The organism is Xenorhabdus griffiniae (assembly GCF_037265215.1).
Taxonomy (GTDB): Bacteria; Pseudomonadota; Gammaproteobacteria; order Enterobacterales; family Enterobacteriaceae; genus Xenorhabdus; species Xenorhabdus griffiniae.
Window position 1 is genome coordinate 1,552,792 of sequence record NZ_CP147737.1, and the last position, 19,694, is coordinate 1,572,485.

Sequence of the window (19,694 nt, forward strand, 5' to 3'; positions counted from 1 at the left end):
GCTGCAAATCACCGCATGGTTTCGTTATTTCTTATATAGTCCCTGTGAATCGATATAATTTTGTATCGATGGGGGCAGCAAATCATCACAGCTTATCCCTTGCTGGTGACGTTGACGAATATCCGTTGCTGAAATGTTTAACAACGGAGTGGCTGCCAGATGAATATAACCATATGGTTTTTGGCTCAGTGGGAGTGGAGAACCAATTTGGTGCTTTTCAAGCCACAATTGCATTCCTGGAGCCGTAAGTTGGCTTTGATAACCCGGACGGGAGCAGACCAGCAGATGACAAATATCGAGCAACTCTTCCCACTTATGCCAGGTATGAATAGCTTGTAATGAGTCCTGGCCAATGATGAATGCCAATGGAAGTTGTTCACCGATTTCCTGACGAAAGGATTTCAGCGTTTCTATGGTGTAAGAAGGTGCTTGCCGCTCTAGCTCACGGGTATCTACAGTAAACAGAGGATTATCCCGCACGGCCAGACGCACCATTTCCAATCGTTGCTGGGCAGTTGCCTCCGGTTGAGGGCGATGTGGGGGAACGTGATTCGGTAATAAGATAACCTGCTTAAGTCCCACTAGTTGGGCTAATGCTTCCACAGGACGTAAATGACCATAATGGATGGGATCAAATGTGCCACCGAATAAAGCCTGAATAACCGGAGAATTCCCATTGGTTACAGAATCAGTGGCATTGATTGGGGTAATATTCGTTGAGTCAATATCTTGATCGATATTGATTGGATCAATAGATTCAGGCATTCAGGAAGCTCTCTGGTAATGATTTTCCGCATAACAACATGGAAAGCGTTTCCAGGTCAGCCCAAATGGATTGGCTATAATCCTGTTTGACGCGCAGTTCCATCTGGGTCAACAAATGTATGGCAGATTGCAGTTCTCGCTGTGACAGACGCTGTAGTGCAGTTGACAGCAATGCCCTACGATTTTGCCAAATCTTGTGTTGATCAAACAAAGTTTTCAGAGGGACGGTCGTATATTGACGCTTAAGTACCAACAGTAGCATGAGTTCCCTCTGTATAGTACGGAGCAAAATGATCGTCTCGGTATCTTCTTGCCGAAGTTGTTTCAATATATGCCATGCTCGCTTTATTTTTCCTGCCAGCAAAGCATCAACCCAATGATAGGGAGAAAAGTGAGCCGCATCGTTGACTGCTTCTTCTACGCGAGGAAGTGTCAATCGATTGTCGGGATAGAGCAGGGAAAGACGTTCCAGGGCCTGAGCCATTGCCAATAGGTTTCCTTCATAGCAATAGCATAGTAATTGATTGGCTTCATTTTCCAGTAATAGCCCCAGGTTTTTGGCACGTTGTGCCACCCATTGTGGCAGGCGATTTTGCTCAGGTGTCAAGCAACTGACATATACCCCATTTTGCCCAATCGCTTTGAACCACGAGCTATTTTCTTGTGCTTTAGTCAGTTTGTGCCCGCGCAATATCAGTAAAATATCTGAATGCAGCAACGCTGACAGCTTGGTCAGCCGCTCTGCCATTGTGGTATTAGGGCCATTTTCTGGAAGCAGCAGAGTGAGAGACTGACGGCTGGCAAACAGGCTAAGTGACTGACATAAGCTAAAGATTTCATCCCAATCGGTATGGTTATCCAATGTAAAGGTGAAATGCTCCATAAAGCCATGTTGTTCAGCCACCTTGCGGATGCTGTCTTGACTTTCCTGCAATAGTAATGGCTCATTGCCCCACAACAGGTAGTTGCCTCGCAGCCCTTCATTGAGCTGCGAGAAAAGTTGTTCAGGATACAGTCGGATCATTGCTTCTGTGTTGCCGCAGCTTTTTGTTTTGCTTCAGCTTTCAAGAGTTCTGCGCCATGAACGGTTAACAATTGGCGCATAAGCTGACGAGCAGCCTGTTCGCGCATTTCCTGTTTAACCAATTCATCTTCTGCATCTTTTGCCAGTGCTTCCAAAGGATTATCGAAGAACGAACGATCAACCTTTGCCCGCAATGGATAGATGCTACCATTTGGCATTAGAACTTGCGCATCAACATTCAGTACCAACAGACGCTCAGCCGCTTTACCATCCTGAAAGATAGAAACTGTCTCTTTGTTTTCATTAGAGCTAACCAGTTTCAGGATAGGTAATGAAGCATCACCATTTTCCACAATTTTGACATCGTTTAGCCGAAGTTGCTGACGTACTGCTCGTGCCAGAGGACCATAAGGATCTCCAGAACTTAATTGCAATGTTTGCAGCTCCTTTGGTACTTGTGTTGTGCCGCGAAGATGAAAACCACAGCCAGCGGTGACTAGCACCGCTAACCCGAGCAAAAACGTGCAAATATGATGTCGTAGATTATTTTCTACCACAAATAGGGTCTCCTGTTATCAGCCGACAACCAGGTTCAGTAACTTACCTGGAACATAGATGACTTTGCGGATACTGACGCCTTCAAGATATTTCTGCACACCGTATTCTTGCATCGCCATCTCTTGGACATACTCTTTTGTTGCATCTGCCGGTACCGTGATACGACCACGAACCTTACCGTTAATTTGGATAATGACCAGTTTAGTATCGTCTACCATTGCCTGCTCATCTGCTTGTGGCCATACCGCAGTGTCAATGTCATCTTCATTACCAAGCGCTTTCCACATGACAAAGCAAGCGTGTGGTGTAATCGGTGAAAGCATACGTACAATCGCTGTTACTGCTTCTTGCATCAGAGCGCGATCTTGCTCTGTTTCCTGTGGCGCACGAGTCAGTTTATTCATCAGCTCCATAATGGCCGCAATGGCAGTATTGAATGCTTGACGGCGACCAACATCATCAGTGACTTTCGCAATGGTTTTGTGCAAATCACGGCGCAGATCTTTCTGTTCTGTCGTCAGGTTGCTGATATCCAGTGGCTGGGTTGCTCCTTTGTTGCTGTGCTCGTAAACCAGACGCCAAACACGTTTCAGGAAGCGGTTAGCACCTTCCACGCCAGATTCTTGCCATTCCAGAGTCAGTTCTGGTGGTGCAGCGAACATCATAAACAGACGAACGGTATCTGCACCGTATTTATCGACCATAATTTGTGGATCGATACCGTTGTTCTTGGATTTCGACATCTTGCTCATGCCGGTATAAACCAGCTCATGGCCGTCTTTATCTGTTGCTTTGACAATACGGCCTTTCTCATCGCGCTCAACAATGGCATCAGCTGGAGATACCCAGACTTTCTCGCCGCTGTTGCCGGTATAGTAGAAGGCTTCGGCCAGAACCATGCCTTGGCACAGCAGGCGCTTGGCAGGTTCATCAGAGTTGACCATGCCAGCATCACGCATCAATTTATGGAAGAAACGGAAGTACATCAGGTGCATGATAGCGTGTTCAATACCACCGATGTATTGATCCACTGGCAACCAATAGTTAGCCGCTGCCGGATCCAACATGCCTTTATCATAATCTGGACAGGTATAGCGTGCGTAATACCATGAGGATTCCATAAAGGTATCAAAGGTATCAGTTTCAAGCAGTGCAGGTTGGCCGTTAATGGTCGTTTTTGCCCATTCAGGATCCGCTTTAATTGGGCTGGTGATCCCATCCATCACGACATCTTCTGGCAAAATTACCGGTAATTGATCTTCTGGAACAGGGACAACAGTGCCATCTTCCAGTGTTGCCATTGGAATTGGCGCACCCCAATAACGTTGACGAGAAACGCCCCAATCACGCAGGCGGTAATTGACTTTACGCTGTCCGACGCCCATTGCAACCAGTTTGTCTGCGATAGCATTGAAGCCTTCTTCATGGCTCAGGCCACTGAATTCACCGGAATTGACCAGTACATTTTTATCAGTAACTGCTGCTTCTTGAACGTTTGGTATATTGCCATCGTTGTCCAGAATAACGGCTTTTATTGGCAGGCTGTATTTAGTGGCAAATTCCCAGTCACGTTGATCGTGTCCTGGAACAGCCATCACCGCACCAGTGCCGTATTCCATCAAGACAAAGTTAGCAACCCAGATAGCGAGTTTTTCATTGGTTAATGGATGAATGACAAACATGCCAGTTGACATGCCTTTTTTCTCCATCGTTGCCATATCAGCTTCGGCAACTTTGGTATTACGGCATTCGTCAATAAATTTCACCAGTTCAGGATTATTTTCCGCAGCTTGCTTTGCCAGAGGATGACCTGCTGCCACTGCGACATAAGTGACTCCCATGAAAGTATCAGGGCGTGTGGTGTAAACGGTGAGTTTTTCCTGGCTGTCAGCAACATTGAACGTGATTTCGACACCTTCAGAACGGCCAATCCAGTTGCGTTGCATGGTCTTGACCTGTTCCGGCCAATCTTCCAGTTTATCCAGATCGTTTAGCAGCTCTTCTGCGTAAGCGGTGATCTTAATGAACCATTGTGGGATCTCTTTACGCTCAACCTGGGTATCACAACGCCAGCAACAGCCATCAATAACCTGCTCGTTAGCGAGAACAGTCAGATCATGTGGGCACCAGTTAACAGCGGAAGTTTTTTTGTATACCAGACCTTTTTCGTACAATTTAGTGAAGAACCATTGTTCCCAGCGATAGTATTCTGGCGTACAGGTCGTGACTTCACGCTCCCAATCATAGCCAAAACCCAGTTGCTTTAACTGGTTTTTCATGTATTCAATGTTGGAATACGTCCATGGAGCTGGGGCGGTATTATTCTTGACCGCAGCGCCTTCTGCTGGCAAACCAAACGCATCCCAACCGATAGGTTGCAATACGTTTTTGCCCAGCATGCGCTGATAACGGGAAATTACATCACCAATGGTGTAGTTACGGACATGGCCCATATGTAGTCGGCCAGAAGGATAAGGTAGCATGGACAGGCAATAGTATTTTTCTTTGCTGCTGTCTTCTGTCACTTTGAACGTTCGCTTCTTTTGCCAATGAAGCTGGACTTGTTGTTCTATGTCTTCTGGACGATATTGTTCTTGCATGGCACCGATAATCCTATGGTGAGTAATAAAGCTACGCCTTTAGCGCGTTTAGTTTGTTTATGAAATCTAAGGTTCCATAGCATAGCTGATAAGGGATAGGGGCAACAACTCTTGTTAAAGGCGGAATGCGGAAAATTACTTATTTTTAGGGAAAATTTAAAATCGGCGGTAGTTTTGCCTGCCGCCGACAAGGAAAAATCAGTGCAGAATTTTCGCCAGAAAATCGCGGGCACGCTCCGATTTTGGGTTAGCAAAGAAATCTTCTTTCTTACTGTCTTCGACAATTTTGCCTTCATCCATGAAAATAACGCGATGTGCTACTTTCTTGGCAAATCCCATTTCATGGGTGACGACCATCATGGTCATGCCTTCGTTCGCCAATTCCACCATGACATCTAGCACTTCATTAATCATTTCAGGATCAAGGGCAGAAGTAGGCTCATCAAATAGCATTGCAATCGGGTCCATACAGAGCGCCCGGGCAATGGCAACACGTTGTTGCTGACCACCGGAGAGTTGTGCAGGAAATTTATCCGCATGGCTGGCTAACCCAACTCGTTCCAGCAGTTTTAAGCCTTTTTCAGTCGCTTCTTTCTTGTCGCGCTTTAACACTTTAACCTGAGCCAGTGTCAGGTTTTCAATAATCGATAGGTGAGGAAAAAGTTCAAAGTGCTGAAACACCATCCCCACCTTGGAGCGCAATTGTGCCAGATTAGTGCTCTTGTCATTGACTTTTGTGTCGTTTACTCGAATTTCACCTTGCTGGACAGGTTCAAGACCATTGACCGTTTTTATCAGTGTGGATTTGCCGGAACCAGATGGTCCACATACCACGACTACTTCGCCTTTTTTGACTTCAGTTGAGCAGTCAGTAAGAACCTGAAATTGGCCATACCACTTGGATACATTTTTCAGGGAAATCATCAAACAGTCCTTTTCTTCAAATAGTTAACCAGCATAGAAGCGGAAAAACTAATCACAAAATAAACAAAGCCGGCAAACAGAACCATTTCAATTTGGGTTCCATCGCGCTCACCAATATTCGTTGCTGTACGGAAAAAATCCGCCAGACTCAATACATATACCAGAGAAGTATCCTGGAATAATACAATGCCTTGTGTTAGCAGCAATGGGATCATTGCCCGAAATGCTTGTGGCAGTATGACCAACCGCATGCTTTGCAATTGAGTCATACCCAGTGCCAGCGCAGCAGAAGATTGCCCGCGGGAAATACTCTGAATACCTGCCCGAATTATTTCGGCGTAGTAAGCTGCCTCAAAGAGCGAAAAAGCTACCATTGCAGAAATTAAACGGATATCGGTTTTTGGTGAAATACCTAGAATATTTTGTAATAAGTTAGGCACAATCAGATAAAACCACAGTAATACCATCACCAGTGGAACTGAGCGGAACAGGTTAACATATAGGGCGGCAAACCAGCTCAACGCTTTGATGGATGAGAGGCGCATTATCGCCAGCATGGTTCCCCAAACAATGCCTATGATAACGGCTGTCACGGTAATTTTTGCCGTTATCAACAATCCATCCAGAAGGAAGGGCAAGCTTGGTACAATTGAACTCCAGTCAAACTGATACATTTTTTATCGCCCTCCCAGGTTGCCGGGTAAACGTACTTTTTTCTCCAGTATGCTCATGGCAAGCATGATCACCAGGTTGATACCTATATAAGCCAGTGTGATCGCTGTGAATGATTCATAGGCGTGAGCGGAATAATCCAGCAATTTATTGGCCTGAGCAGCCATATCAACCAACCCGATTGTGGACGCAATGGCAGAATTCTTCACCAAATTGAGCATTTCTGAGGTCATGGGGGGAATTATCACTCGGTAGGCGTTTGGCAGCAGAACGTAACGGTAGGTTTGTGGCAAGGTTAATCCCATTGCCAGACCTGCGGCTTTTTGCCCCCTTGGGAGTGACTGAATTGCCGCGCGAACTTGCTCACATACACGGGCCGCGGTGAATAAACCTAAGCAGAGGACTGAAGAGATAAAAAACTGGATATTGGGGTCCAACTCCATTTTGAACCAATCGCTCAAATTTTTGGGCAGGAATTCAGGAACCACCAGATACCAGGTAAAAAATTGGACAATAAGAGGAACGTTGCGAAATAACTCCACATAACACGTCCCAAGTCCGGCAAGGAATTTATTCGGGACTGTGCGAAGAATACCGAACAATGAGCCGACAACGAATGCAATGATCCAGGCACAGGCGGAAAGTGCCACCGTTACCTGAAAACCAGAAATAAGCCACCCCAGATAGGTGGTATTACCAAAAGGGGCTGCTTGTAAAAAGATGCCCCAATCCCAATTAGCGGACATAATCGAACTCCCTGATATGGGGTTAGCTGTCATTCATCGAATTTAAATCTGGAAAAAAATGAGGTAGGGAACGACTACCTCATACCCGTTATTGCCAATGAAATCGGGATTTTGCTTGCTTAATTCAACGCCTTATCGTTTGGTGACTTAAACAAATCTCTCATTTCATTTGACATAGAGAAGTTTAAATTCAGGTTCTTAGGTGGAATGGGTTCTTTAAACCAGCGATCAAACATTTTTTCTGCTTTACCGGAGGTTTGTGTTTTGGCAATAACGTTATCAATCAATTTCTTGAATTGGAGATCATCTTTGCGCAGCATACAGCCGTATGCTTCTTCCGATTGTGGTTTGCCAACAATGATCCATTGATCGGGTTTTTTAGCTTTCGCGCGTTCACCAGCGAGTAAAGCATCATCCATCATAAAGGCGACAGCACGGCCTGATTCCAGAGTACGGAATGAATCACCGTGGTCTTTGGCACTGATGATACGCATTTTCATTTGCTTCTCATCATTGAGCTTATTCAACAAGATTTCGGAAGTTGTGCCGGAAGTCACAACGACATTTTTTCCTGCCAGATCATCAAACCCCTTGATACCTGAATCTTTTTTGGTCAGCAAGCGAGTACCGACGGAAAAGATGGTATTGGAGAATGCTGCTTGTTTCTGTCGTTCAATGTTGTTGGTGGTGGAGCCACATTCAAAATCGAAAGTACCATTTTGTAGCAGGGGAATGCGGTTCTGGGAGGTAATCGGGATCAGCTTAACTTGCAAATTAGGCATATCCAGCTTTTTCTTGACTGCTTCAACGATCAGGTTGGAATAATCCTGGGAATAACCCACGACGTTTTGTTGATTATCGTAGTAAGAGAATGGAACCGACGATTCTCGGTGTCCAACAACGATAATGCCGTTATCTTTGATTTTTTTCAGTGTTCCTGTCAATTCCTCAGCATGGGCAGCCCCGACTGCGCTAAGCAACATCATAGTTAACATCAACTTACGCATATACAGCTCCTTTATCTGGTTATTTTTTGTGAAATTGGATTTGCTTACAGATAATTGTGTTTTTGCATGTTTCTATACCAATCCAACTTCAAGTTGCAGATTAAAAATCAATGTGATTGTTTATATCTCCCCCGCTACGCGGGGAGATATAAGACGCATCTTGAAAGACGATTGGTATACATAAATAAGACTGCCGAAACGATTTTTCTGGTTTCTTTGTTTATGTGATGTAAAAAAATAATTCATAATGTTACTTTTTTGAAACCATAATGTTTCCGTTTCGCGACACACATCGCACTATAAATAAACAATTTCATTTATGTGTGATTAAAAAGTGAATAATATTGAATATTGTTCACACTTTGCGCTATTTAAAATAATGTTCTGTTTTAGCGGGTATTTGATGGTGATATATGTGAGGAATTATTGTTATTTCGGTGATGAAATCGATAGTTAAATGAAATCAGGACATAAGTAATATGCCCTGATCACTATTAACGTTTAATTACAGAAAAATAGAAAATCAAGATTTGCGGCGTTTTTTTATCAAAGCAAAGATAAAAAACAGGGCACTTGCTCCCCATATTGGCCAATTTCCGAAGCGAAAATAAGGTGTTATCCCTGTGGCTGGGGTTACTTTGGTTTCCAATACCTGTCGGGTAAATTGTGGAAGTTCAGCCTGAATGGAACCATCCGGGTTAATTACTGCGGTAATGCCGTTATTCGTTCCTCTTAGCAGAGGACGCCCCAATTCAAGAGCGCGCATTCGTGCCATTTGGAAATGCTGCCAAGGGCCAATGGAACGTCCAAACCAGGCATCATTAGAAACGGTCAAGAGGAACTCGGTGTCAGGTTTGAAATTATCACGCACCTGTTCACCCAAAATAATTTCGTAGCAGATAGCGGCAGTAATATTGTGTCCGGCAACAGAAAGTTGAGGCTGGATGTAATTACCTTGGCTAAAAGAAGACATCGGCAAATTGAATAAAGGTGCCAATGGCCGCAGTATTGATGCTAGTGGCACAAACTCACCAAACGGTACCAGGTGATGTTTGTCGTAACGGGTTAACGCTGGGTATTGGTAAGGTATCTTATCCCCTAATACGATGATGCTGTTATAGAATTTATAACCTTCCAATGTCGGTCGGGCGTCCACAATGCCAGTGATCAAACTGGTATTATGTTTTCTCAGCACGGTATCCAGTTTAGTCAGAAAATCACGCTGGTTATATTCATTATCAGGAATAGCAGATTCCGGCCAGATGATGATTCGCGTTTTACCAATGAAAGGACGACTGTTGTCCAAATAAATATCCAGTGTTTTTCCAAGAGCGCTGGATTCCCACTTAATGGCTTGGGGAATATTACCTTGAATCAAAGCAATATCAGTGGCTTTTTCTGGTTGTAGGGTATACCACTGGTAGTGCCTCATTGACCACGGTAACAGTAACAGGATAATGGCGAAAATAGCCGCGGAAATTTTTTTCTGGGTGACAGCAACAACCAACAATCCGCTGATCATCATCAGTAAAAAGGTAATACCTTCCACACCCAGAATAGGCGCAATGGCTTTCATCGGGCCATCAATTTGGCTGTAACCAAATTGTAACCACGGAAACCCAGATAACACCCAACCACGCAAGAATTCTGTCAATTGCCACATCGCTGGGCTGGCTATAACCAGCCTGATGCTATTAGAAGCCGGAAAAAAGCGGTTCAATACACCAGTAAATAAAGCGGGATAAAGGGCAAGATAGGCAGATAGCAAGATCACCAAAAAGATATTGATAGCGGTTGGCATGCCACCAAAGTCGGCGATACTGACATAAACCCAGTTTGCGCCACTGCCAAATAAGCCAAGGCCCCAGCATAAACCAATAAAGCAAGCCTGGCGGGTTGTTCTGTTTAAGGAAAGAATTTGCAGGCCAAAAAGGGAAACAAGAGCAGCAGGCCAGAAATCAAAAGGTGAAAAAGCCAGCGTTCCACTGGCTCCGAAGAAAAGTGCCAGCACGGCACGTAACCGCTGGCAACTCATTAATGAGGCTTTGTTCATCCAGATCCTATTTATTGTTTATCAAGGCCAGGAACATCAGCATCATCCGGTATTTTTACATGAACCTGAATGATCTTACGGCTATCAGACATTGCCACTTTGAAAAGGTAACCATCAATGGTGATGGATTCCCCACGTGAAGGCAGATGCCCAAATGCTTGCATGACTAGCCCACCAATAGTATCAACCTCTTCATCGCTGAAATTAGTGCCAAAAACGTCATTAAAATCCTCGATTTGAGTCAACGCCCGCACTGAATAGGAGTGGCGACTTAGGGTACGAATATCGTTATCTTCATCATCATCGTATTCGTCTTCTATTTCACCCACAATCAGTTCAAGAATATCCTCAATGGTGACCAGCCCCGAAACGCCGCCAAATTCGTCGATCACAATCGCCATATGGTAGCGTTGGGAACGGAATTCTTTCAGCAGGCGGTCAACACGTTTACTTTCCGGCACGACAACAGCCTGACGAAGAACTTTATCAATGCTGAAAGGTTCTGCATTTGTACGCATGAAGGGTAGCAGATCTTTCGCCATCAATATGCCTTCGATGTGATCTTTGTCTTCGCTGATCACAGGAAAGCGTGAGTGAGCCGAGTCGATAATAACATCCAGACATTCGTCCAGAGATTGGTTGCGTTTTAAGGTAACGATCTGTGAGCGTGGGATCATAATGTCACGCACGCGTTGATCAGCAATATCCATGACACCTTCGAGCATCTCGCGGGTATCAGGATCGATGAGGTCGTTCTGCTCAGAATCACGGATCAGTTCAACCAAATCATCACGGTTTCTCGGTTCACCGTGAAAAAGCTGATTAAGAAGTGCAAAAAAGCCTTTCTTAGGGCCAGGGTTATCGTTACTTGAAGGATGGTCGTCGCTCATGGCGTTTTAATGAAAATTCCCCATATAAAATCGTAGACTATTATGTTTAACATAAAAATGTTGACAGTGGTTATTCTTTTTCCGCGAGATAGGGATCAGTATAACCCATTTTTTTTAGGAGCTCTGTTTCCAGCGCTTCCATTTCTTCCGCTTCATCGTCTTCAATATGATCATATCCCAGAAGATGAAGGCTGCCGTGAACCACCATATGTGCCCAGTGTTCTTCGACCGTTTTTTGTTGCTCATCTGCCTCTTTTTCAACAACTTGACGGCAGATAATTAAATCACCGAGTAAGGGTAATTCAACTTCAGGTGGCGCTTCAAATGGGAAAGATAACACATTAGTTGGTTTATCTTTCCCTCGATAAGTGAGGTTTAAATCGTGGCTTTCTGCCTCATCGACCAGGCGAATAGTCACTTCACTTTCGGTCTGAAATTGTGGCAAAACACCTTCCAACCAGCGTTGGAAAAGGGCTTCTTCGGGTAGCCCTTCGGGGTTTTCACAGGCAATTTGCAAATCTAATATCACTGAACTCATTGTGCTTCCTGTCTGCGTTTCTCATTGAGCGCTTTTTTGCGTTCTTGTTCTGCTGCTTCCCATACTTCATAGGCGATAACCACTTTTGCCACCACAGGATGGCGAACAATGTCTTCACTATGTAAGAAGTTAAAACTCAGGTCATCAACATCAGATAACACTTCTATTGCATGACTCAGGCCTGATTTTTGCCCTCTTGGCAAGTCAATCTGGGTTACGTCACCGGTAATGACGGCCTTGGAATTAAAACCAATGCGAGTCAGGAACATTTTCATCTGTTCAATGGTCGTATTCTGGCTTTCGTCGAGAATAATAAAGGCATCATTGAGGGTACGTCCACGCATATAAGCCAGTGGCGCCACTTCAATAACGTTTCTTTCGATAAGCTTCTCAACTTTTTCAAATCCCATCATTTCAAACAGAGCATCATAAAGCGGACGCAGATAAGGGTCGACTTTCTGGCTAAGATCACCAGGCAGAAAGCCCAGTTTTTCTCCGGCTTCAACCGCAGGACGGGTCAGCAGGATACGGCGGACTTCCTGGCGTTCTAGTGCATCAACCGCCGCAGCAACGGCCAAATACGTTTTCCCTGTACCAGCAGGCCCCACCCCGAACGTAATATCGTGATCAAGGATGTTAGCAATATATTGCGCCTGATTGGGAGTACGGGGTTTTACAACACCCCGTTTAGTTTTGATGTTGACAGCCTTACCATATTCAGGGACGCTTTCTGCTGCTTGTTCCAGCACCCTGCTCTCAGTAATAGCGAGATGCACCTGCTCAGGCTCAAGATCAGGTATGACGCCGCGTATAGGCGCGGTTTCGACATAAAGGTGGCGTAAGATCCCTGCGGCCGCATTAACACACAATGGCTTACCAGCCAGTTTGAAACGGTTATCACGGCGATTGATTTCAATACCCAAACGACGTTCAAGTTGTTTCAGATTATCATCAAGTGGTCCACACAGACTCATCAGACGTTGATTGTCAGCAGGCTCCAGAAAGATTTCTTGGGTTGCTACTTGTGGGTTTATTTGTGTCACTGATTATCTCTATGTTAGGGCCTGTTAAGGCTGATAAAAGCCAACGCCGAACTCATCTTCCTTGCGAGTACGGGCAATGACTGATTCAGGTGACTCATGAATGCGCAGATCCATCTCATCTTCAGTACGAATGACTTTACCTCGCAGGGAGTTGGCGTATACGTCAACAATTTCGACATCAACAAATTTACCAATCATGTCAGGCGTTCCCTCGAAATTAACCACGCGGTTATTCTCGGTACGGCCAGAGAGCTCCATGATATTTTTGCGTGATGGGCCTTCAACCAGAATGCGTTGCGTACTGCCAAGCATTGCGCGGCTGTAGCTCATAGCTTGCTGGTTAATGCGCTGCTGGAGCAGGTACAAGCGCTGTTTCTTTTCTTCTTCGCTAACGTCATCTGGCAAATCGGCTGCGGGTGTACCTGGGCGCGCTGAATAGATGAAGCTAAAACTCATGTCGAAGTTAACATCGGCAATCAGTTTCATGGTTTTTTCAAAATCATCCTGTGTTTCACCTGGGAAACCGATGATGAAGTCAGAACTGATCAGAATGTCAGGGCGTGCCTTACGTAAACGACGAATAATGCCTTTGTATTCTAGCGCAGTATGGGCACGTTTCATCAGGGTAAGGATGCGATCAGAACCACTCTGGACTGGCAGGTGCAGGAAGCTCACTAACTCAGGGGTATCTTCGTAGACTGCAATAATATCGTCAGTAAACTCGATTGGATGGCTGGTTGTGAAGCGAATGCGGTCGATACCGTCAATAGCCGCAACCAGACGCAACAGTTCGGCAAATGTGCAGATACCGCCATCAAACGTTGCGCCGCGATAGGCATTAACGTTTTGACCAAGCAGATTCACTTCACGTACACCTTGCGCAGCAAGTTGGGCAATTTCGAATAAAATATCATCACAAGGACGACTGACTTCTTCCCCACGGGTGTAAGGTACGACGCAGAATGTGCAGTACTTATTGCAGCCTTCCATGATGGAAACGAATGCTGTTGGGCCTTCGGCACGAGGCTCTGGCAGACGGTCAAATTTTTCAATTTCAGGGAAACTGATGTCAACAACAGGGCTGCGGGTGCCTTTGACATGATTAATCATTTCGGGCAGGCGGTGCAGGGTTTGTGGCCCAAAAATAATATCGACGCTAGGTGAGCGCTGGCGAATGTAATCCCCTTCCTGGGAAGCAACACAACCCCCCACACCGATAATGATTTCAGGATTTTTATCTTTCAGGCCCTTCCAGCGGCCAAGTTGGTGAAAGACTTTTTCCTGAGCCTTTTCACGGATTGAACAAGTATTCAGGAGTAAGATATCTGCTTCTTCGGCGACATCGGTTAACTGATAACCGTGAGTGGTTTCCAGCAAGTCGGCCATCTTGGATGAATCGTATTCGTTCATCTGACAGCCCCAGGTTTTGATATACAGTTTTTTTATCGTCGACATTTTGTGTATCCGGTGTTTCCAGTGGAATGATGCTTCAACACTGAAAAGCGCAATATATTGCACGTAGTGTATTTAGCATAATATTGTTAGCTATTGTAGTCATTTGAGGCACCAGTGACCAGACTGTAATAGCGGATATTCTCAGCCGGAAAGGGAAAATTCCGGTAGACTGTTTTAATCAATAAGTTAATGACGTGATGAATATGAATAATCCACAACAAAAATTCGATATCGTTGTCGTTGGCGCAGGTATGATTGGTGCAGCGACAGCATTGGGATTGGCGCAGGAAGGTTGGCGTGTTGCATTGTTGGAGCACCAGCCTCCTGCACTTTATGATGCAGAGTGTGAACCGGATGTTCGTATATCTGCGATTAGCTGTGCTTCGGTGGATTTATTGAACCAATTGGGAGCATGGGAAAACGTCTTGCAAATGCGCAGTGCTCCTTATCGAAAGCTGGAAACATGGGAGCAAAATGATTCGAATGTCATTTTCGATGCTGCAAGCTTGGGACTGCCAGAGTTAGGGCATATGGTTGAAAATCGTGTCTTGCAGCTGGCATTGTGGCAGGAATTTGCACGTTATCCAAACCTGACATTGATTTGTCCCACTGTTTTGCAATCTATGCAGCGTCAGCATGAGAATAAAACGTGGCGGGTGACGTTGGAAGATGGCGTGGAAATTAACACACGACTGATTATTGGTGCAGACGGTGCCCGTTCTCAAGTCCGTCAATTGGCGGGTATTGGCAGTAACGGGTGGCAATATCGCCAGTCATGTATGCTGATAACGGTCAAGACTGACCAGCCTCAACAAGATATAACCTGGCAACAATTTTTTCCTTCTGGCCCTAGGGCCTTTCTGCCGTTGTTTGATCAATGGGCTTCGTTGGTTTGGTATGATTCTCCTGCCCGTATTCGCCAATTGCAGTCAATGACGATGGCACAACTTGAACGAGAAATTCTTCAGGCATTTCCTGCCCGCTTAGGTACAGTTACCCCGATTGCTGCTGGCTCATTCCCGCTGACTCGTCATCATGCCAGCCATTACGTACAAGAAGGGTTGGTTCTGCTGGGAGATGCGGCTCATACCATCAATCCGTTGGCAGGGCAGGGAGTGAATTTAGGTTATCGGGATGTTGATGTGTTACTCAAGGTACTAACCAATGCTAAGGAATTGTTGCAAGAGTGGGATTCTTTGCCAGTTTTGATGCGTTATCAACGCCGCAGGATGCCGGATAATTTGGTGATGCAGGCAGGAATGGATTTTTTCCATACCACATTCAGTAATGATTTGCCGGGGTTAAAAACGGTACGAAATCTGGCATTAATGGCTGCGCAACGTGCAGGAGGCATGAAAAATCTTGCTCTGAAATATGCATTGGGGTTGTGATGGATATTGTTTCCTATTAGCCCCTTATGGGGCTAATTTGGTTTTATTATTCACAGGCTATTTTGCCTAACCATCCTGGGTGTGTAGCTTCGCACTGCGCAATACATTTTTCACGTATTTGAGGGATTACCCAAATCGAGCAGACCACAGCATAAGTTTGCATTGAAGCTAAAAGTGTCGTGCCTGCTAGCAGGCAAAGAAGAATGAACTTTTTCATTTTACTCACCCCATTTCACTGACAACAACAAAAACTAATTTACCCTGTAAACCTATTTTCACCCAATAACAAGCGAATAATGTTTAACAATTAGTTACCCTCTGAAACTAAACCCAATATTTTTGTATCCATTCCCTGAGTGGCTACAGAAATAACCCATGCTGCCACCCGTTTCTATCGCGTACCTAACGCACACGGGTTGGTGGCATTTTTATTTTCACTGCGCATTCGCACGCGCAAATTTAATCCAAGATCGTATACCAAATAAGGTTCAGGGGCATCACGCCCCTTTCTGACACTGTAGATTAGACGTCTGTGTTCAGATGCTGGAAGATTCGGTGTGGAATTTGAGGCAGGGGGAGGTAGATCTATAATTTCAATTGTATAAAATTACAAACCTAAATTTATTAGATTATCTAATTGGTGAGAGGGTGGGAAAGTTTATTTTTATGAGATAAATGCGAAAAAACCACCCTTAATGGCGGTTTCTATATCAAAGAATATTCTGTATATTCTTTCTCTGCTCTTTTTCAATTCGCTACATCATGTAACTCGTTGAAAATATTGGCTGGGGTACCAGGATTCGAACCTGGGAATGCCGGAATCAGAATCCGGTGCCTTACCGCTTGGCGATACCCCAACTGAATTTTTAAATGGTGGCTACGACGGGAATCGAACCTGTGACCCCAGCATTATGAGTGCTGTGCTCTAACCAGCTGAGCTACGTAGCCATTTACGATAAACGTAAGAGTTGTGATAAACCTCAGTAATATGGCTGGGGTACCTGGATTCGAACCAGGGAATGCCAGGATCAAAACCTGGTGCCTTACCGCTTGGCGATACCCCACCTGAGTGTTATCTAATGCAGCCTTTGTTATTCCCAGAATGCGCTGTTAACCATATACCGTTTTAATCCATTGTTCCAGTTAAATGGCTGGGGTACCTGGATTCGAACCAGGGTATGCCAGGATCAAAACCTGGTGCCTTACCGCTTGGCGATACCCCACCTGAAACAATACACTAAAACTTAAAATCGTTACTAAAATACATTCTAAGTACAACCCGATAAAGAAAATGGTGCGGGAGGCGAGACTTGAACTCGCACACCTTGCGGCGCCAGAACCTAAATCTGGTGCGTCTACCAATTTCGCCACTCCCGCAAAGATGGTGGCTACGACGGGAATCGAACCTGTGACCCCAGCATTATGAGTGCTGTGCTCTAACCAGCTGAGCTACGTAGCCATCTTTTTTCGCTTTGCCTTCATCGGCGGTGCGGGGCGCATTATGCGTATATCAGACAGATGCGTCAACTGCTTTTTTAAAGAAATATGCACAAAATCGTTTGTTTGTTTGTCTTATAAGCGTTTTGTCGACAAAGTCGGCTAAAACGGTTGAAATTATCCGCCAAGAAGATGTTGCAACAGTACACCATTAAGCATTGCGCGTTTCGTTAGGGCGAATGCCCCAATTGCTGAACAGTGATTTAACTCAGAAATCACTATAGGAAGGTCTTCACGGAATGCTTTTAATACTTGGGTATTGATGCTGCTCTTGATGGTTGGCAACAATACCTGTTCTGCTTCAGTGATTTCTCCGGCAATCACCACCTTCTGAGGGTTAAACAGGTTAATCGCGATTGAGATAGCCTTGCCAAGGTAGAGCCCTACATGTCTGATGACTTCTGTGGCAAGGGGATCGCCCGCATTGGCTGCAAGGCAAATTGCATGGATATTGCAATTATTCAAGGCAAGCTGACTTGGGAACCCTTGGCGTAATTGTTGTTGTACTTTAGTTTCGATTGCTGAATTGGCAGCGATAGTTTCCAGACAACCAAAATTACCGCAATGGCAGCGTTCACCGAGAGGATCGATTTGAATATGGCCTATTTCACCCAGATTGCCGCGTTTGTTGAGCAAAATGTTGTTGTTAACAATGACACCAGCCCCTGTACCACGATGGACGCGTACCAGAATGGAATCTTCACAATCGCGTGTTGCCCCGAAATAATTTTCTGCCAATGCCAGGCTGCGAATATCATGACCAATAAAGCAGAAGGTGTTGAAATGTGTTTTGATATTCTTCACCAGAGGCCAGTTATCTACCTTAATATGTGGCATATAGCGGATAATACCCAGTTCAGGATCAACCAGACCGGGAAGAATAACTGAAATTGCGATCAACTCACGGATCCGGCGTTGGTTTTTGTTGATGAAACTTTCAATGGCGTAAATAATTCGTTTCTCGACTTCCTGCTGACTATTTTCCCGTACAGGGTAATGTGCTTCCGCTAACGTCTTGCCACTCATATCGAACAGTGCCACAGTTGCATCATGGCGCCCAAGTCGGACTCCGATCGTATGGAAATGGCGTGTTTCGCTAATTATGGAGATTGCACGTCTTCCGCCAGTGGAAGCCTGATGTTCGACTTCTTTTATCAGGCCACGCTCCAATAACTGACGAGTAATTTTAGTTACACTGGCAGGAGCAAGTTGGCTCTCTTCTGCAATTTGGATGCGTGATATTGGCCCATGCTGATCAATCAGCCGATAGACCACAGCACTATTTAGCTGTTTGACTAGATCAATATTACCAATTTGCTTCTGTGCGTTTTCGTTACTCATCAGTCTTTATACTCACGGTAGTTTGATTTCGTTTCCGTTAACAATGGTTTTGCAGATTTTGAAATCGTGAGTAAATGCGGTCAGGTTCGCTACCTTGCCGGATTCAATCGTACCGAGGTGTTTATCAATACCGATTGCGCGGGCTGGGTAAAGCGTTACCATTCGCAACGTTTCATCCAAAGCAATACCAACATGTTCCACACTATTTTTGACACAATCAATCATTGTGATTGATGAGCCGCTCAGTGTGCCATTTTCATCAACACATAAACCATTTCGATAATATATTGTTTTATTAGCAAAGGTAAATTGATCCATGGCATCGGGAGCAAGCCCGGCAGGAGCGATGGCATCCGTTACCAAGATAAGTTTTTCATTTTTTAATCTCTTGGAATTGCGGACATTTGGCCATGATACATGCATTCCATCACAGATTATGCCGGCATAGACTTCTGGGGAATCATAAATGGCACTCACCAGCCCAGGCTGGCGGCCAGAAATTGCAGGCATGGCATTATATAAATGGGTAGAAAAAGTAATACCATGTTGGAAGCCATGACGAGCTTCTTCATAAGTCGCATTAGAATGGCCCGCAGAAACAGTAATGCCGGCTTCGGCGAATTGCTGAATATATTGGCTTTCTACCATTTCAGGAGCGAGAGTGATTTTGGTAATTACATCAGCATTCTGGCATAGGTAATTAACCATTTCAGGGGTGGGTTTGCGGATATAAGCTGTATTATGAGTTCCTTTTTTTATTGGATTAATATAAGGCCCTTCCAGATGCAGCCCTAGTGCCTGATGAGGATTTTTTTGTAGATAAGCGCGCATGACTTCAATGGCTTTTATCATTAATTCATCGGGGCTGGTGATGAGGGTAGGTAAAAAACTGGTACAACCGTAGAGCTGGTTGGTTTTCTGCATAGTATGCAGAGTTTCTTCTGAAAGATTTTCCAACCGTTCATTAAACTGGACTCCCCCACAACCATTCACTTGTAGGTCAATAAATCCTGGTGCGAGATTTGCGCCATGTAAATTGTGTTTTTCTATCTCTTCTGGCAGCTCGTTTACCGGACAGACTTGTTTAATCAAACCATCTGCAATGACAACTGCATGGTTATCGAGTCTGTCATATCCGGTATAAATAATGCCATTGGTTAACGCGTACATTGATATCTTGACTCCTAAAT

At 44.9% G+C, this 19,694-nt stretch carries 16 protein-coding genes and 6 tRNA genes; 1 reads left to right on the forward strand and 21 read right to left on the reverse strand.

All coding sequences use genetic code 11. The features are described 5' to 3' along the window. Positions 1-24: 24 nt before the first annotated feature. From nadD to miaB, 13 genes are all read right to left on the reverse strand, one after another. Positions 25-765 (reverse strand): nicotinate-nucleotide adenylyltransferase, encoded by a 741-nt coding sequence (nadD, locus tag WDV75_RS06995; RefSeq protein WP_273558210.1) that lies wholly within the window; start codon positions 763-765, stop codon positions 25-27. Continuing rightward, positions 758-1,789 carry a DNA polymerase III subunit delta gene (gene holA / locus WDV75_RS07000; RefSeq protein WP_273558211.1) on the reverse strand — a complete coding sequence of 344 codons (1,032 nt, stop codon included), beginning with the start codon at positions 1,787-1,789 and terminating at the stop codon, positions 758-760. Before holA ends, nadD begins: the two co-directional genes overlap by 8 nt. Then, positions 1,786-2,346, reverse strand: coding sequence for an LPS assembly lipoprotein LptE (lptE, locus tag WDV75_RS07005; protein ID WP_273558212.1), 561 nt, complete (start codon positions 2,344-2,346; stop codon positions 1,786-1,788). The genes holA and lptE overlap by 4 nt, the downstream gene beginning before the upstream one ends. A gap of 18 nt (positions 2,347-2,364) precedes the next feature. Beyond that, positions 2,365-4,947 carry a leucine--tRNA ligase gene (gene leuS / locus WDV75_RS07010; protein ID WP_273558213.1) on the reverse strand — a complete coding sequence of 861 codons (2,583 nt, stop codon included), beginning with the start codon at positions 4,945-4,947 and terminating at the stop codon, positions 2,365-2,367. 198 nt (positions 4,948-5,145) lie between these two features. Beyond that, positions 5,146-5,871 carry an amino acid ABC transporter ATP-binding protein gene (locus WDV75_RS07015; protein WP_086108039.1) on the reverse strand — a complete coding sequence of 242 codons (726 nt, stop codon included), beginning with the start codon at positions 5,869-5,871 and terminating at the stop codon, positions 5,146-5,148. Continuing rightward, positions 5,871-6,545 (reverse strand): glutamate/aspartate ABC transporter permease GltK, encoded by a 675-nt coding sequence (gene gltK, locus WDV75_RS07020; protein ID WP_189760786.1) that lies wholly within the window; start codon positions 6,543-6,545, stop codon positions 5,871-5,873. The genes WDV75_RS07015 and gltK overlap by 1 nt, the downstream gene beginning before the upstream one ends. A gap of 3 nt (positions 6,546-6,548) precedes the next feature. After that, complete coding sequence (locus WDV75_RS07025) at positions 6,549-7,289, reverse strand: amino acid ABC transporter permease (RefSeq protein WP_273558214.1); 741 nt, start codon at positions 7,287-7,289, stop codon at positions 6,549-6,551. A gap of 119 nt (positions 7,290-7,408) precedes the next feature. Further along, positions 7,409-8,296 carry a glutamate/aspartate ABC transporter substrate-binding protein gene (locus WDV75_RS07030; protein ID WP_420497501.1) on the reverse strand — a complete coding sequence of 296 codons (888 nt, stop codon included), beginning with the start codon at positions 8,294-8,296 and terminating at the stop codon, positions 7,409-7,411. A 523-nt stretch (positions 8,297-8,819) separates the two neighbouring features. Beyond that, positions 8,820-10,349, reverse strand: a complete 1,530-nt coding sequence (lnt, locus tag WDV75_RS07035; protein WP_273558215.1) for an apolipoprotein N-acyltransferase — start codon at positions 10,347-10,349, stop codon at positions 8,820-8,822. A gap of 11 nt (positions 10,350-10,360) precedes the next feature. Next, a complete protein-coding gene (gene corC / locus WDV75_RS07040) occupies positions 10,361-11,239 on the reverse strand; it encodes a CNNM family magnesium/cobalt transport protein CorC (protein ID WP_273558216.1) in 879 nt (292 codons plus the stop codon). Positions 11,240-11,309: 70 nt separating this feature from the next. Next, positions 11,310-11,777, reverse strand: coding sequence for an rRNA maturation RNase YbeY (gene ybeY / locus WDV75_RS07045; protein ID WP_273558217.1), 468 nt, complete (start codon positions 11,775-11,777; stop codon positions 11,310-11,312). Continuing rightward, positions 11,774-12,751 (reverse strand): PhoH family protein, encoded by a 978-nt coding sequence (locus WDV75_RS07050; protein WP_420497503.1) that lies wholly within the window; start codon positions 12,749-12,751, stop codon positions 11,774-11,776. The genes ybeY and WDV75_RS07050 overlap by 4 nt, the downstream gene beginning before the upstream one ends. 93 nt (positions 12,752-12,844) lie before the next feature. Beyond that, entirely contained in the window at positions 12,845-14,275 is a 1,431-nt protein-coding gene (gene miaB / locus WDV75_RS07055) for a tRNA (N6-isopentenyl adenosine(37)-C2)-methylthiotransferase MiaB (RefSeq protein ID WP_273558219.1), read from the reverse strand. A 203-nt stretch (positions 14,276-14,478) separates the two neighbouring features. Here miaB and ubiF point away from each other — a divergent pair, with 203 nt between their 5' ends. Beyond that, entirely contained in the window at positions 14,479-15,666 is a 1,188-nt protein-coding gene (ubiF, locus tag WDV75_RS07060) for a 3-demethoxyubiquinol 3-hydroxylase (RefSeq protein WP_273558220.1), read from the forward strand. Between the two features lie 782 nt (positions 15,667-16,448). Here ubiF and WDV75_RS07065 read toward each other — a convergent pair. From WDV75_RS07065 to nagA, 8 genes are all read right to left on the reverse strand, one after another. Then, positions 16,449-16,523: transfer RNA gene (locus WDV75_RS07065), tRNA-Gln, on the reverse strand. Between the two features lie 14 nt (positions 16,524-16,537). Beyond that, positions 16,538-16,614 (reverse strand) — tRNA-Met (locus tag WDV75_RS07070). A 41-nt stretch (positions 16,615-16,655) separates the two neighbouring features. Further along, positions 16,656-16,730, reverse strand: a tRNA-Gln gene (locus WDV75_RS07075). 84 nt (positions 16,731-16,814) lie between these two features. Beyond that, a tRNA-Gln gene (locus tag WDV75_RS07080) sits at positions 16,815-16,889 on the reverse strand. A 69-nt stretch (positions 16,890-16,958) separates the two neighbouring features. Next, a tRNA-Leu gene (locus WDV75_RS07085) sits at positions 16,959-17,043 on the reverse strand. Between the two features lie 5 nt (positions 17,044-17,048). Then, positions 17,049-17,125: transfer RNA gene (locus WDV75_RS07090), tRNA-Met, on the reverse strand. Between the two features lie 155 nt (positions 17,126-17,280). Next, entirely contained in the window at positions 17,281-18,504 is a 1,224-nt protein-coding gene (nagC, locus tag WDV75_RS07095) for a DNA-binding transcriptional regulator NagC (protein ID WP_273558221.1), read from the reverse strand. Between the two features lie 12 nt (positions 18,505-18,516). Beyond that, the gene (gene nagA, locus WDV75_RS07100) at positions 18,517-19,674 is read right to left on the reverse strand and encodes an N-acetylglucosamine-6-phosphate deacetylase (RefSeq protein WP_273558222.1); all 1,158 of its coding nucleotides are present in this window, start codon (positions 19,672-19,674) and stop codon (positions 18,517-18,519) included. Between the last annotated feature and the right edge of the window lie 20 nt (positions 19,675-19,694).